The organism is Aeromonas hydrophila subsp. hydrophila ATCC 7966 (genome assembly GCF_000014805.1).
GTDB lineage: Bacteria > Pseudomonadota > Gammaproteobacteria > Enterobacterales > Aeromonadaceae > Aeromonas > Aeromonas hydrophila.
In genome coordinates this window covers 2,152,788-2,166,219 of sequence record NC_008570.1, presented here as the reverse complement: position 1 = coordinate 2,166,219, position 13,432 = coordinate 2,152,788, and the positions used below count along the sequence as shown (strand labels likewise).

At 64.5% G+C, this 13,432-nt stretch carries 12 protein-coding genes; 9 read left to right on the top strand and 3 right to left on the bottom strand.

Annotated features, from left to right (window positions below; translation table 11 throughout):
- Nucleotides 1–74: 74 nt before the first annotated feature.
- The gene (locus AHA_RS09960) at nt 75–545 is read left to right on the top strand and encodes a DUF2919 domain-containing protein (RefSeq protein WP_024943989.1); all 471 of its coding nucleotides are present in this window, start codon (nt 75–77) and stop codon (nt 543–545) included.
- A 60-nt stretch (nt 546–605) separates the two neighbouring features.
- On the opposite strand, the gene AHA_RS09955 is transcribed toward AHA_RS09960, so the two are convergent.
- Nucleotides 606–1,358 carry a hypothetical protein gene (locus tag AHA_RS09955; protein ID WP_011705841.1) on the bottom strand — a complete coding sequence of 251 codons (753 nt, stop codon included), beginning with the start codon at nt 1,356–1,358 and terminating at the stop codon, nt 606–608.
- A 250-nt stretch (nt 1,359–1,608) separates the two neighbouring features.
- Between AHA_RS09955 and AHA_RS09950 the strand changes: the two genes are divergently transcribed.
- The 5 genes from AHA_RS09950 to AHA_RS09930 all read left to right on the top strand — a co-directional run bounded on the left by AHA_RS09950 (nt 1,609) and on the right by AHA_RS09930 (nt 7,881).
- Complete coding sequence (locus AHA_RS09950; protein WP_016350952.1) at nt 1,609–2,838, top strand: siderophore amonabactin export MFS transporter; 1,230 nt, start codon at nt 1,609–1,611, stop codon at nt 2,836–2,838.
- A gap of 57 nt (nt 2,839–2,895) precedes the next feature.
- Complete coding sequence (locus AHA_RS09945; RefSeq protein WP_011705839.1) at nt 2,896–4,869, top strand: siderophore amonabactin TonB-dependent receptor; 1,974 nt, start codon at nt 2,896–2,898, stop codon at nt 4,867–4,869.
- Nucleotides 4,870–4,936: 67 nt separating this feature from the next.
- Nucleotides 4,937–5,953 (top strand): amonabactin ABC transporter permease subunit 2, encoded by a 1,017-nt coding sequence (locus AHA_RS09940; protein WP_011705838.1) that lies wholly within the window; start codon nt 4,937–4,939, stop codon nt 5,951–5,953.
- 13 nt (nt 5,954–5,966) lie between these two features.
- Nucleotides 5,967–7,034 (top strand): amonabactin ABC transporter permease subunit 1, encoded by a 1,068-nt coding sequence (locus AHA_RS09935; protein WP_029302864.1) that lies wholly within the window; start codon nt 5,967–5,969, stop codon nt 7,032–7,034.
- A gap of 43 nt (nt 7,035–7,077) precedes the next feature.
- Nucleotides 7,078–7,881, top strand: coding sequence for an amonabactin ABC transporter ATP-binding protein (locus tag AHA_RS09930; protein WP_011705836.1), 804 nt, complete (start codon nt 7,078–7,080; stop codon nt 7,879–7,881).
- A gap of 61 nt (nt 7,882–7,942) precedes the next feature.
- Here the strand turns inward: AHA_RS09930 and amoD are convergent, their stop codons facing one another.
- Nucleotides 7,943–8,698, bottom strand: a complete 756-nt coding sequence (gene amoD / locus AHA_RS09925) for an amonabactin biosynthesis phosphopantetheinyl transferase AmoD (RefSeq protein WP_011705835.1) — start codon at nt 8,696–8,698, stop codon at nt 7,943–7,945.
- A gap of 156 nt (nt 8,699–8,854) precedes the next feature.
- Between amoD and AHA_RS09920 the strand changes: the two genes are divergently transcribed.
- Nucleotides 8,855–9,799 carry an amonabactin ABC transporter substrate-binding protein gene (locus tag AHA_RS09920; RefSeq protein WP_011705834.1) on the top strand — a complete coding sequence of 315 codons (945 nt, stop codon included), beginning with the start codon at nt 8,855–8,857 and terminating at the stop codon, nt 9,797–9,799.
- 83 nt (nt 9,800–9,882) lie between these two features.
- Here AHA_RS09920 and AHA_RS09915 read toward each other — a convergent pair whose 3' ends face one another.
- Entirely contained in the window at nt 9,883–11,268 is a 1,386-nt protein-coding gene (locus tag AHA_RS09915; RefSeq protein WP_011705833.1) for a tryptophanase, read from the bottom strand.
- Between the two features lie 471 nt (nt 11,269–11,739).
- Here AHA_RS09915 and AHA_RS09910 point away from each other — a divergent pair, with 471 nt between their 5' ends.
- Entirely contained in the window at nt 11,740–11,904 is a 165-nt protein-coding gene (locus tag AHA_RS09910; RefSeq protein WP_077392363.1) for a DUF2256 domain-containing protein, read from the top strand.
- Nucleotides 11,904–13,424, top strand: coding sequence for a cryptochrome/photolyase family protein (locus tag AHA_RS09905; RefSeq protein WP_011705832.1), 1,521 nt, complete (start codon nt 11,904–11,906; stop codon nt 13,422–13,424). Before AHA_RS09910 ends, AHA_RS09905 begins: the two co-directional genes overlap by 1 nt.
- The last annotated feature ends 8 nt before the right edge of the window (nt 13,425–13,432 follow it).

The window sequence follows — 13,432 nt, the reverse complement described above, 5'->3', positions numbered from 1 at the left end:
CACCCCCGCCTTGCAAAGGGCCCCCCTTCGCCCCATATCCCCTTCATCCTTTGCACAGACGACCCCGGGCAACCATGACCCTCTACCCCGAACACAGATATGACGATCACGGCCAGCTGCGTCCCCCGCTCTGGTTCTGGCCCATCGCCCTCTTGCTGACCCGCTCGGTCTGGCTGTTTCTGATGGCCGGCGTCACCCGCGAGAGCGGCAGCGCCATCCTGACCCTCTTCTATCCGGACCGGCTCGCCCTCTACATCAGCCTGCTGACCGACGTGCCCGCCATACTGGCGCTGCTCGCCTGCGGCGGTACCTATCAGCAGACCCGCAGCCTCCGGGCCTGGCTCAGGCGCCACAGCCCATTGCTGCTGCTCTGCTCTGCCGTCAGCGGCCTGCTGATGCAACTGCACAGCCTCAATCTGCAGAAGTGGTCGTTCAGCTGGCCCACCGCGCTGGTACTGGTCGCTACCCTCTGGTCACTCTGGTATCTGCTGCGCAGCCGCCAGCTGCGTGAATACGCGGCCGATCAGCCCCACGCCGGCAACTGATCAGCCAGGTTCAACCCGGATGACCAAGCACCCGAGGGGCAACGTGATCAGCCAGGCGCCTCACTGGCGCGTGACCCGGATCTGCAGAGTCTGACGATCGCTCTGACTGCCATTGCCCCCCTGCAACTGGGTGCCCAGGCTGCTGCCCTGCTGCACCGCGCTGGTGGAGAGCTCCCCCACCGTCAGCCACTGACCGGGGGCACCGCTCACCTCGGTGGCGCTCTGCCCCCGGTTGATGGTGCCCTGCTCCAGCCTGGCCTGCTCGCTGCTGAGCGCTATCTGCACCCTGTCGCCGATCAGGGTGGCGGTGGCATAGAGGCCGTTCACCAGCGGCATCATCCCCACCACTGCCCCTCCATTCCACTGATAGAAGGTGACCGGTTGATAGGTGCCCATCTGCAATAGCACCGGCCGACCCGACAAACCGCGTATCTGCCAGCTGTCGTTCTGGCTGCGCTGATACTGCTGGGCATTGCCCTCCAGCAACCACTGCCGCTTGGCGGCATCCTGGCCCAGCCCCACCCCGGCCTGCTGGCTGCTGGAAGCGCCATCCACCCGCCACTCGATGAGCAGGCTCTGGGGTGGCTGGTTCAATTTGGCCAGCGCCGCTTCGGCCTCCTGCAACTGGGCGGCGCTGCCGCTCAGCACCAGCTGGTTGCCCATGGCGCTCACCCCGAGATCCGGATAGAGATCCTTGAGGGTCTGCGCAGCCGCCTGGGTCTCGAATACCGGGATCACCTTCACCTCGGCCCGTAGCGGCAGGCACCAGAGCCCCCACAGCAGCCAGAATCCAAACCCGCGCCATCTTCTCATCTTCTCCTCCCGTCCCACTCGGCGGCCAACTACATCCTGACCTACTCATCACCTCGTCATCATGGGCCATCCGCCCCGCTTTTCAATGCTTTTGCCCGTGAGCAATGCGCGCCGTGAAGGTCAGGCCCTTCATTTTTCTATGAAAAGAGCGGAGACAGATCAAATAACACAAATAAAAATGATTACCATTTGTTGTCACGAAAAAATCGCTCGGATACAATTCGGTCTCATTTTTTTGAGCTTGCCGTCGATGAAGCCAGTGACCACCACCCCCGCCGCCATCCACCTGGCCCTGCTTGTCAACATGCTCTCCATGGGCAGCATGATGATGGTGATGCCGCTCGGGCCGGATCTCGTCATCAGCCTCGGCATGCTGCCGGAGCAGACCGGCTACTTCAGCGGCGGTGCCACTCTGGGTGCCGCCCTGATGGGGCTCATCGCCGCCCCCTGGCTCGATCGGGTCAACCGCAAGCCCGCCCTGCTGGTGCTGCTCACCCTGCGTTTTCTGCTGCTGATGGCTTGCGCCCTGGTGCAAAACAGCCAGCAGTTGCTGGTGCTGTTCGTCCTGTCGGGCTGTGTGGCCGGGCCACTCGCCGCCATCTTGATGGCCGCCGTGCTGGATCTGGTACCGCCGGCCGAGCGGGGCCGTCGCCTCGCCTACGTGGGCATGGCGTTCTCGCTGGCCGCCATCCTGGTGGTGCCCATCGCCCTGGTGCTGGCCCAGTGGTTTGGCTGGCAGAGCCCCTTCCTGCTGTTTGGCGTCTGCGGCCTGCTGCTGGCCCTGCTCTGCGCCACCCTGCTGCCTTCGCTGCCGGTCAGCCGCGCCCCTCATGGCAGTGGCCTGCGCCAGTTGCTGGCCTCCCCGCTCTGCCAGGGCGCCCTGTTCATCCTCTGCCTGCAGATGTTCGGTCACTTCCTGCTGATCCCGCACTTTGCCAACTACTTCCAGTTCAACCTGGCGTTCCCGCGCGAGCAGATCGCCGCCCTCTATCTGTGCGGCGGCCTCGCCAGCATGGCCACCATGCGGCTGTGCGGCAGCTGGATTGATCAGGGCCGGGCCCAGGCCGCCATCCTGATCACCAGCCTGCTGCTGGCACTGATCACTTTGCTCGGTTTCGCCATGCCGGTCGGCGTGCCCGTCTACCTGCTGTTCACCCTGTTCATGGCGCTGAGCTCGGCCCGCTCCAGCACCACCCTCGCCATCACGGCCTCCATCCCAGCCCCGCATCAGCGCGCCGCCTTCATGTCTTTTCAGGGCACGGTCACCAATGTGGCGGCCGGGCTCGGCAGCCTGCTCTCCGCCAGGTTGCTGGTGTCGGATCAGAGCGGCGTCCTGCACGGATTTGCCCATCTGGCCTGGATCAATATCGGCTGCGGCCTGCTGGCCTGCGGCGGTGTCTGGCTCCTGCTCAAGGGGCTGGCACAGACAAGGAATAACAATAACCCCGAGTCTGGCACCGCCAGACAAGGAAGTCAGTGAGCCACCGGCCCCAGAGCCGGACCCCATAACCTCTGTTTTATTCATGGAGTTTTGACTATGCAGTTGCAGCCTGGCGTATTTCGCTTGAACCCGATTTTGCTCTCCCTCGGCCTGTTTGCCTTGCCGGGCCTGGCCCAGGCCGAAGCGGTCAAGGCCAACGAGACCATGGTGGTCACCGCCACCCAGACCCAGCACACCGAACTCTCCGCCCCGGCCAGCGTCTCTGTGGTGACCCGCGCCGATCTGGACAAGATGAATGCCAACAACGTCGGCGAAGCGCTCAAGCACGTGCCCGGCGTCAACATCATCGGCACCAACCCCACCGGCCGCAGCGAGATCAAGATCCGCGGCATGGGCGGCGACTACACCCTGCTGCTGATCAACGGCAAGCGGGTCAACGCTCGCGAAACCCTGGGCAGCTCGTTTGGCAATGACTTCGACTTGAGCTCCATCCCCATGGCCGCCATCGAGCGCATCGAGGTGATCCGCGGTCCCGTCTCCTCCCTCTATGGCGCCGACGCCCTCGGCGGCGTGGTCAACGTGATCCTGCGCCAGGCCAAGGAGCAGACCGAGGCGGCCTTCGGCTACACCCACACCATGCCCACCAAGGGTGATGGTGGCGATGCCAACCGTGGCAACGCCTTCGTCTCCGGCGCCCTGATCGACAACAAGCTGCTCGGCAGCCTGGTGGTAGAAGGCTATCAGCGCGACCGCTGGCACAGCGATCAGTCCAACAACAAGGACGCCGATGCGCTGGAGAAACGGGAAGTGGTCAACATGCTCTCCAGCCTGAAGTGGCTGGTGGCCGACAACCAGGATGTGGAGTTCGATCTGGGCTACAACCAGAACGACATGGACAGCTATTTCAACAACGTGCCGCGCGCCCCCACCGCCCCGGCCACCCCGCACAACGTGCAAAAACTCGATCGCCTGAGCCTGGGGCTGACTCACAACGGTCGTTGGGAGCACTTCGACAGCCGCGCCCGCTACTACTTCGAGCAGACCGATCTGATGGATGACTCCCAGCTCAACGGCGGCGCGGCCGATGTCACCCAGACCAACCACACGGTCGACGGCCAGCTGAGCGGCTACCTGGGGGATCACCTGCTGACCTCAGGCGCGGAATTCCGCAAGACCGAGCTGGAGCACAGTCGCAGCATCACCAATGGCAGCGTGGATGCGAGCCAGAGCGCTCTCTACCTGCAGGATGAATTCAGCCTGGGGGATCTGGCGCTGACCCTCTCCGGTCGTCTGGATCACCACGAGACCTATGGCAACGAGTTCAGCCCGCGCGCCTATGCGCTCTACAAGCTGAGCGACGAGTGGGTGATCAAGGGCGGCGCCGGCAAGGCGTTCAAGGCCCCGACCCTGGCCCAGTCCAGCGAAGGTTTCGCCACCACCGCCTGCCGCGGCGCCTGCAAGGTGATCGGCAACCCGGATCTGAAACCGGAAACCGCCGTCAGCTATGAGCTGGGCACCGCCTATGAAGCCGCTCGCTTTGGCGCCGGCCTCACCGGTTTCCACAACGACATCGAGGATCTGATCCAGAGCGATCAGTGGGGCCCGGGCTACCGTCCAACCGTCATGACCTACCTCAACGTCAAGAAGGCCCGGGTCAAGGGGCTGGAGCTGACCGGCTGGGTCGATGTGATGGACGACGTCAAGCTGACCGGCAACTGGACCATGCTGGACTCCGAAGACAAGAGCACGGGAGACGATCTGGCCAAGACCCCGGATCACACCGGCAACCTGAGCCTGGATTGGCAAGCCAGCGAGATCGTCAACACCAACCTGGCCTGGCAGTACGTGGGCAGCCAGTTCATCAAGGTGCCGATGCACAACTCCCAGGCGCTCAAGTCCGACAGCTACCAGACCCTGGACGTCAACACCAAGTGGAAGGTCACCCCGGCGCTCGACTTCAAGCTGGGCATCACCAACCTCACCAACACCAAGCGTGACCAGGTCGCCACCGACGCCGACTTCATTCTGGAAGGTCGTACCGTCTACGCTGGCGTGGATTACAAGCTGTAAACCCCGCAGGGAGCCCGTCAGGGCTCCCTTTTCTGCTGTTATTGCCTCGACGTGAAGGAGTAGCCGGGTGCACAGACACCAAACACACCTGTTCTGGCTGGGAGTTGTTCTCCTGTTCCTGCTCATCTGTCTCTCACTGGCCACCGGCGCCGGTGTCTATGGTGGCCGCGAGGTCGCCGGATTTCTGCTGGGCGATCCCGCCCTCATGGCCGATGAAAAGCTCGCCATGATCGTTCATACCCTGCGTCTGCCCCGCACTCTGTGTGCCCTGGTGGTGGGCGTCTGTCTTGCGCTGGCGGCCTCCATGCTGCAAAGCGCCACCCGCAATCCGCTGGCCGAACCCGGCCTGCTTGGGGTCAACGCCGGCGCCGTGTTCGCCCTGGTGATCGGCCTCACCTATTTTGGCGTCGAATCCGCCTACGGTTACCTGCTCTGGTCCGGCATGGGGGCCCTGCTCGGCAACCTCATCGTGCTCGGCCTCGGCCTGATGGTGGGGCGCTCCAACCCCCTCAAACTCATCCTGGTGGGGGTCGCCCTCTCCGCCACCTTCGGCGGCCTCTCCAACTTCCTGCTGCTCTCCAACCAGGTGGTGCTGGAGCAGTTCCGTTTCTGGAATCTGGGGTCGCTGGCCGCCTCGGATCTCGATGCCGTGCTCACCGTGATGCCCTTTGCCCTGCTCGGCCTGCTGCTGACCCTGGCGCTCTGCCGTCAGCTCACCCTGATGCAGATGGGGGACAACCAGGCGCTGGCGCTCGGCATACGGCCGACCCGGGTACGCATCGGTGTACTGCTAGCCGCCACCCTGTTTACCGCCTGCGCCATCGCCATCGCTGGCCCCATCGGCTTCGTCGGTTTTCTCGCCGCCTACTGCGCCCGTCTGGTGGAGCCGGTGCGCCTCGCCATCCAGGTGCGCTTCTCCGCTCTGTTCGGGGTGCTGTTCCTGCTCGGCGCCGACATACTGGCGCGCTGGCTGATCCAGCCGTTCGAGCTGCCCAACGGGGTGATCCTGGCGTTGATCGGTGCCCCCGTGCTCATCCTGGTGGTGCGCAGCGGCGGTTTCCGCTCCCTGCTGGCCGTCAAATAAGGTTGCCTGCCTCATGAACAATTCCATCCATCCCTCCCTCACCACGGCGCTTCCTACCGGCACCGTCTGCCTGCGCATTGGCAGCCGCACCCTGTTGCTGCACCGCCGCGCCTGGCTGATCACCCTCGGGCTCCTGGTGGCCCTGGTGCTGCTCTCCCTGCTGGCGCTGACCCTGGGCTCCGGCAAGCTCACCATGCTGGGGGTGATCCAGACCCTGCTTGGTGAGGGCAACCGGCTGAGCGAGGTGACCGTCTTCAAGATCCGGCTGCCACGCATCGTCGCCGTGCTGGTGGCGGGCGCGGCCATGGGCCTCTCCGGCTGCCTGGTGCAGACCCTCATTCGCAACCGCCTCGCCACCCCGGACATGATCGGGGTCAACGAGGGGGCCTCCTTGGCCATCATCGCCTTCTCCCTCTACCTGACCCTCGGCAGCTGGCCCTGGTGGGCCGCCCCACTGGGCGCCCTGTTTGCCGCCGCAGTGCTCTATGCCCTGTGCAACAAGCCGGGGGAGCAGGGCTACCTGTTCGTGGTGATCGGCATCGGCGTCTCCGAGCTGATGAACGCCATCGGCCAGTTCGTGATGTCCACCCAGTCGCTGGTGCACCTCACCAGCCTCTACCTGTGGAACATGGGCAACTTCGTCGGCCAGGGTTACAGCACTGTGCTGCCGGTGGGGATCCTGATCCTGCTGGTCTGCCCCTGGATCATTTATCTCTCCCGGGCCCTGGGCGTACTGCGTCTGGGCCCCGTCACCGCCCAGAGCCTGGGGGTGAACGTCAACCGGGTGCAGCTCGGCGTGCTGGCCCAGGCCATCGTCGTGGCGGCGCTCGGCACCGCCATCGGCGGCCCCGTGGTGTTCATCGCCATGGCGGCCCCGGTGCTCGCCTCTTGGCTCAGCCGGGATCGCATCGTGCCGCTGTGGATTGCCGCCCTGTGCGGCGCCCTGCTGCTGCTGGCCAGCGACACCCTGGTGCGGGTGCTGGCCAGCCCCCACGAGGTGGCCACCGGCATCATGACCCGTATTCTCGGCGGCCTGCTGCTGCTGTTCATCCTGCTCAAAGACCGCCAGAAGGCCGACTGACGATGCCATTCATCCATTTTCAAGACAGACCGAGGGCCGCCTGATGACGCTCACCATCAATCACCTGCAATTTGGCTATCAGCACAAGCCCGTCTTCAACGACATCTCCTTCACCATTCCCCAGGGCAAGCTGGTGGGGATCGTCGGCCCCAACGGCGGCGGCAAGTCTACCCTGCTCAAACTTCTGGCAGGCCAGGAGCAGCAGCAAGCCGGCGAGATCCTGCTCAAGGGCAAGCCGCTGGCCAGCTACGGCAAGAAGCCGCTGGCCCGCGAGCTCGCCTACCTGCCCCAGCGTCCGCTGGTGCCCGCCGGCATCCAGGTCGAGCAGCTGGTGCAGTACGGCCGCCATCCCCATCAGGGCTGGTTCAATCAGTGGAGCGAGGAGGATGCGCGCATGGTGCGCTGGGCCTGCGAGCGGATGCAACTGGGCGACATTTTGCAGCAGAGCGCCAGCTCTCTCTCCGGCGGCCAGGCCCAGCGGGTGTGGCTCGCCATGGTGCTGGCCCAGGATGCGGACATCATCCTGCTGGATGAACCCACCAGCGCCCTCGACATCGGTCACCAGACCGAGGTGATGGAGGCCATCCACCAGATCACCGCCGAGGGCAAGACGGTGCTCATCGTCATCCACGATCTCGCCACCGCCGCCCGCTACTGCGACGAGCTGATCGCGCTGGGTGATGGCGGCATCCAGGCCATGGGGCCGGCCCGCGAGGTGGTGACCAAGTCCCTCATCGACCGCCTCTACCAGACCGACGTGGACATACTGCACGCCCCCGGCGACGGCGCCCCCATCATAGTGCCCCGCCGCAGACCACACGCCTTTGCCATGCGCCAACCGGCCTGAGCCCCATCAAAAAACCGCCGAAAGGCGGTTTTTTGATGCTTGTGTCTCGGCGCGCCGCCACTCACAGCAGTAGGCTGGTGAGCACCCCGCCCGGCCGTGTTTGCCAGTACATTGGCTGCCAGTACACAGTGCAGCGCCAACCGGCGGGCAGTGTCGGGGTCAGCCCGCCCACCAGTTCGAGGGTGAGGGTCTGCTCCGTCATGGTCAGCCAGCGAGCATCGAGAAAGTCAAAATAGCGCCCCACCCTGGGGTAGAGCGCCTTGAACAGGCTCTCCTTGGCCGAAAAGATCAAGGTGAGCGCCTCAGCCCTGCTCAGGCCGACGGAGCGGGCAGCGGCCGCCAGCCGAGCCCACTCCTCCCCGCTTGTAATGCCGGGCCAGAGCTCGCTCGCCTGCCCCTCTGCCAGCCAGCCCTCCAGATCCAGCCCCATCCCCGCCTGACCCGGGCGAACCGCACACAGGGCCATGCCGCGCCCCTGCAACAGGCTGTGGCTGATGCTGCCCTCAAACCCCGCAGGCCAGCAGGGTTCGCGGGCTGCCCCTATGCTCACCAGCTGCTGGCCCAGACCAAAGGGGTGCAAGGCCCGGCGCGCCGCCAGCCGGCCGGCCAGAAACTCCCCCAGCCGCTTGGGGGCCGCGCGCTGCAAGCTGGCGGGCAGCACCATGCCGGCCGCATCGTAACAGGCCGGGGTGAAGGCGGCGGGGTCAAAGCAGACCCGTTGCAGCGCCAGATGCGCCGCGCCGGGCAGCGGCAGGCTGTCGGCCTGCACGATAAAGCGGTCCAGTGAACAGGCTGGCGCAGTGGCAATGAACATCACGAAGAGCCCTTGGTGGATGAGCCAGCATGGTAGCAAACCGTCCGTTCCTTATGCCACAAACACAAATGACAATTCTTATCATTTGAATTTGTGGTAGCATGAGTTCGCCCGTTTGGGACCCAGTGTTCCACTGATTTCACCAAGAAGGATGTAACGATGAAGATCTCCTCTCCCCTGGCTGCCGTGCTGATGCTGGCCAGTCTGGTCGGCTTCCAGGTACAGGCCGGCAGCGAGACCCGTCAGGTGACCGATGCCGACGGTAAGACCCAGGTCGTACCGGCCCAGCCCAAGCGGGTGGTGGTACTGAGCGAAATCGATCTGGACAGCGCACTGACCCTGGGGCTGCAACCAGTCGGCACCGTCAATGGCCGTGGCCAGTCCACCCTGCCCCGCTACCTGCTGCAACAGGCGGGCAAGGAGATCGCCGTGGTCGGCGATCTGGACAACCCCAACCTGGAGAAGCTGATCGATCTGGAACCCGACCTCATCCTCACCGGCCAGACCAAGCCCGAGCTGCTGGCCCTGCTCAAGGAGATCGCCCCCACCGTGGTTACCGGCAACTGGGGTGACTCCTGGAAGGAGATCTTCAATCGCAGCGCCCACGTGCTGAACCGGGACGCCGAAGCCAAGACCTTCCTCGCCCAGTATGACGCCCGCCTGCAGCAAGCCCGCAGCAAGCTTGCCAAGCATCAGGGCGAGCGCCTGAGCATAGTGCGCTGGAACCCCAAGGGCCCGAGCTACATGCACAGCGGCACCTTCGCCAGCAGCGTGGTGGAAGAGATGGGGCTGACCCGGCCGACCCACCAGATCGGTGACAAGACCCCCCACTCCCCGGCCCTGAGCCTCGAATCCCTCAACCTGCTGGACGGCGACTGGCTGGTGATAGGCACCCTCAGCGCCAGCGGCGATGCGGTGGATGCCATGAAGCAGGCCGAACAGACCCCGGCCTTCCAGCAGCTCGGCGCCATCAAGAGCAAGCGCTTCGGCGCCGTGGACGGGTCGCTCTGGACCTCCACCGGTGGCCCCCAGGCAGCCCTCAAGGTGATCGACGATGTCGAACAGCTGCTGGCCAAACCTGATGCGGCCCCCATCACCCAATAAGCCCGCGTGATCAGCGCCCACAAAGAAGCCCGCATATGCGGGCTTCTTTTTTATGTTGTGACCCATCCCCAAGGTGCTGGCGATCAGACCGGCTTGAGCCGCGCGGTGAAGTGGCGCAGCAGCGGCGGCTCGTAGTCAAAGGTGAGCCCGCGAATGTCGCTGGCACGCGCCTTCACCGCGATCAGGCAGTCGGCCACATAGTCCATGTGATCCCGGGTGTAGACCCGGCGCGGAATGGTGAGGCGCAACAGCTCAAAGTCTGCCGCCTCCTGCTTGCCGGTGGCGGGATCGCGCCCGAGCAGCAGGGAGCCAATCTCCACCCCGCGCACGCCCCCTTCCAGATAGAGCTCGCAGGCGAGCGCATGGGCCGGAAACTGCTCGGCCGGAATATGGGGCAGCAATTTTTTGGCATCGACAAACACCGCATGACCGCCAGTGGGGGTCTGGATGGGGATGCCCGCCTCGGCCAGCCGCTCGCCGAGATAGGCCACCTGACTGATGCGATAGGTCAGATACTCCTCATCCATCCCCTCGCGCAGGCCGATAGCGAGCGCCGCCATGTCCCGCCCGGCGAGGCCACCGTAGGTCACAAACCCCTCCATCGCCACGCAGCGCACCTGCACTGCACGAAACAGCTCGAGATCCTCTTTAAAGCAACAGAGCCCGCCGATATTGACCAGCCCGTCTTTCTTGGCGGACATGGTGAAGATGTCCCCCAGCGCAAACATCTGGCGCACTATCTCCTTGATGCTGCACTTGGCATAGGCCGGATCTCGCTCCTTGATAAACCAGGCGTTCTCGGCAAAGCGGGCGGCGTCGATCACTACCGGAATATGGTGGCGACGGGCCAGCTCGGCGACCGCCTCCATATTGGCCATGGAGACCGGCTGGCCACCGGCGCTGTTGCAGGTCACCGTGATGATGATGCCGGCCACGTTGTCGTCCCCCAGGGTCTCGATGGTGTCGCTCAGACGAGGGAGATCAAAATCCCCCTTCCAGGCGTAGGGTGCCGTGGTGTCGAGGGCTTTCGGAGTGAGCAGGTTGATGGCCCGCGCCCCGGCCAACTCCACGTGGGCCTTGGTGGTGTCGAAGTGGTAGTTGGAGATAAACACCGGCGCCTTGCCCTGGCAGCGCTTGACCAGCTCGGGGAAGAGGATCTGCTCGGCCCCGCGCCCCTGGTGGGTGGGCATCACATGCTGATAGCCAAAGATCTCGCGCACCGCGCGCTCCAGCTCGACGAAGTTGCGGCTGCCCGCATAGGCTTCATCCCCCATCATGATGCCGGCCCACTGACGATCGGACATGGCACCGGTGCCGCTGTCGGTCAGCAGATCGATATAGACATCCTCGGCCAGCAGCAGGAAAGGGTTCCAGCCAGCGGCCTCGAGGGCGGCACGGCGCTCGGCGCCAGTGGTCTGTTTGATGGGCTCGACCATCTTGATACGAAACGGCTCGGGTATACGACGCATAAAAGACTCCTCACCGGCGCAACGCCAGTGTGTTTGAAATCGGGATTGGCAAAGAGGCCGGGGCGATCAGGGTCGTCCGGCTGACAAATTCAAACGGCGGGTGCCGCCAATCAGCGGTGAGGAAAGTCGAGGGTCAGAATGGGATCCCGGGTGTACCAGTGGGCGAGCAGGCAGGCTGCCCGGGGCGTAGCTGTCATGATTGGCATCACTCCCCTCCATGTCGGTTGTAAACAGTCGGTGGCCAATTAAGATCCATTGATGAGTGCTGCCAGCGGGCAGCCTCGCCACGTTAACGGCAGGTTAATTGGCAGACAAGGGGCGCACCGCCGGGCTGTGCGCCTGCTCACAAAGCGTCCATTCACTTGGCCCGATACCGGCAACGGTGATCCCACCCGCGCCCCCCTTCGTTAAGCTGTTATCCCGTTGACTTGACCCTGTTCACGCCGCCCCTTGCCAACCATCGGAAGTCCCATGCATCGCAAAGCCCATCTGCCCGAGAAGATCTGCCCCGTCTGCCAGCGCCCCTTCAGCTGGCGGCGCAAGTGGGCAAATTGCTGGGAGGCCGTGCGCTACTGCAGCGAGCGCTGTCGCCGCGCTCGTCACCGCAGTCATCCACATAATGGGGAGCATGCCTGATGGAGCTGCGCCTTGTCCTCGGCGATCAGCTGAACGCCGGTCACAGCTGGTTTCGCACGCCGGATCCGGCGGTCTGCTATCTGATGGCGGAGCAGCGCCAGGAGACCGACTACTGCCGCCACCACCGCCAGAAGGTGCTGGCCTTCTTTGCCGCCATGCGCGCCTTCGCGGCGGCACTCACCCAAGCGGGCCACCGCGTCTGTTACCTGACCCTCGATGAGAGCGCCCGCTGGCCCGACTTGCCCAGCCTGCTGGCAGCTCAGCTCGAAGCACATCAGGCCGACAGCGTTGCCTGGCAGAGCCCGGACGAGTGGCGCCTCGCCAGCCAGTTGAAAAGCTGGGCGGCTGGCCTTGCCATCCCTGCCACCGAGGTGGATAGCGAACATTTCCTCACCCCCCACGATGGCTGGCAGCGCTACCCCCACAGCCGAATGGAGTTCTTCTACCGCGCCCTGCGAAAGCAATACAGGGTACTGCTCGATGAGCGCGGCCAACCCCTTGGCGGGCGCTGGAATTTTGATGATGAGAATCGCGCCAAACTGCCGGCGAGCCAGCTAATCCCTGCGCCCCTCACCTTTGCCAACGAGGTGAGCGACATCGATGCCATGCTGACCCGCCACGGGGTCAGCACCATCGGCGAGGCGGATGTCAGCAGCCTGCCCTGGCCCATCAGCCGGCGCCAGAGTCGCGAGTTGCTGGCCCATTTTCTGGCCCACTGCCTGCCCCACTTTGGCCGCTATCAGGATGCCCTGAGCGAGCGCGGCTGGGGCCTGTTTCACAGCCGTCTGTCATTTTCCCTCAACAGCAAGATGCTCCACCCGCTCGAGGTGATCCGCGCTGCCGAAGCCCACTGGCAGGCCAATCAGGGCTCCATCACCCTGGCGCAAGTGGAGGGCTTTATCCGCCAGATCCTCGGCTGGCGCGAGTTTGTGCGCGCCCTCTACTGGGAAAAGATGCCCGACTATCAGCAGGCCAATTATCTCGGGGCCAAGCGGTCGCTGCCCGGCTTTTTCTGGAGCGGCAAAACAAACATGGCCTGCGTGCGTCACGCCATTGGCCAGTCTCTGGATCACGCCTACGCCCACCATATCCAGCGACTGATGGTGACCGGCAACTTTGCCCTGCTGGCGGGGATCGATCCTGACGAGGTGGATGCCTGGTATCTCGGCATCTATGTGGATGCCATCGAGTGGGTGGAGTTGCCCAACACCCGCGGCATGAGCCAATTTGCCGACGGCGGCCTGATGGGCAGCAAGCCCTACGCCAGCAGCGGCGCCTATCTCGAGCGGATGGGCCACTACTGCAAGGGGTGCCACTATCAGGTCAAAGCTCGCAGCGGCGACGGGAGTTGCCCCTTCAACAGCCTCTACTGGCACTTTTTGTGGCGCAACCGGGACAAACTTGGCAGCAATCCCCGCCTCGCCCTGCCCTATGCCAACTGGGATGGCCAGGCCGCCGAACAGCAGCACGCCATCCTGACGACGGCGGAGCAGTACCTGAGCCGGCTGGAGCAGCTCTGACTGCCACA

Bases quoted from the DNA above. Each gene is read 5' to 3' on its own strand.
- AHA_RS09960 (WP_024943989.1), top strand. From the start codon at position 75: ATGACCCTCTACCCCGAACACAGATATGACGATCACGGCCAGCTGCGT.
- AHA_RS09955 (WP_011705841.1), bottom strand. From the start codon at position 1,358: ATGAGAAGATGGCGCGGGTTTGGATTCTGGCTGCTGTGGGGGCTCTGG.
- AHA_RS09950 (WP_016350952.1), top strand. From the start codon at position 1,609: ATGAAGCCAGTGACCACCACCCCCGCCGCCATCCACCTGGCCCTGCTT.
- AHA_RS09945 (WP_011705839.1), top strand. From the start codon at position 2,896: ATGCAGTTGCAGCCTGGCGTATTTCGCTTGAACCCGATTTTGCTCTCC.
- AHA_RS09935 (WP_029302864.1), top strand. From the start codon at position 5,967: ATGAACAATTCCATCCATCCCTCCCTCACCACGGCGCTTCCTACCGGC.
- AHA_RS09930 (WP_011705836.1), top strand. From the start codon at position 7,078: ATGACGCTCACCATCAATCACCTGCAATTTGGCTATCAGCACAAGCCC.
- AHA_RS09920 (WP_011705834.1), top strand. From the start codon at position 8,855: ATGAAGATCTCCTCTCCCCTGGCTGCCGTGCTGATGCTGGCCAGTCTG.
- AHA_RS09915 (WP_011705833.1), bottom strand. From the start codon at position 11,268: ATGCGTCGTATACCCGAGCCGTTTCGTATCAAGATGGTCGAGCCCATC.
- AHA_RS09910 (WP_077392363.1), top strand. From the start codon at position 11,740: ATGCATCGCAAAGCCCATCTGCCCGAGAAGATCTGCCCCGTCTGCCAG.
- AHA_RS09905 (WP_011705832.1), top strand. From the start codon at position 11,904: ATGGAGCTGCGCCTTGTCCTCGGCGATCAGCTGAACGCCGGTCACAGC.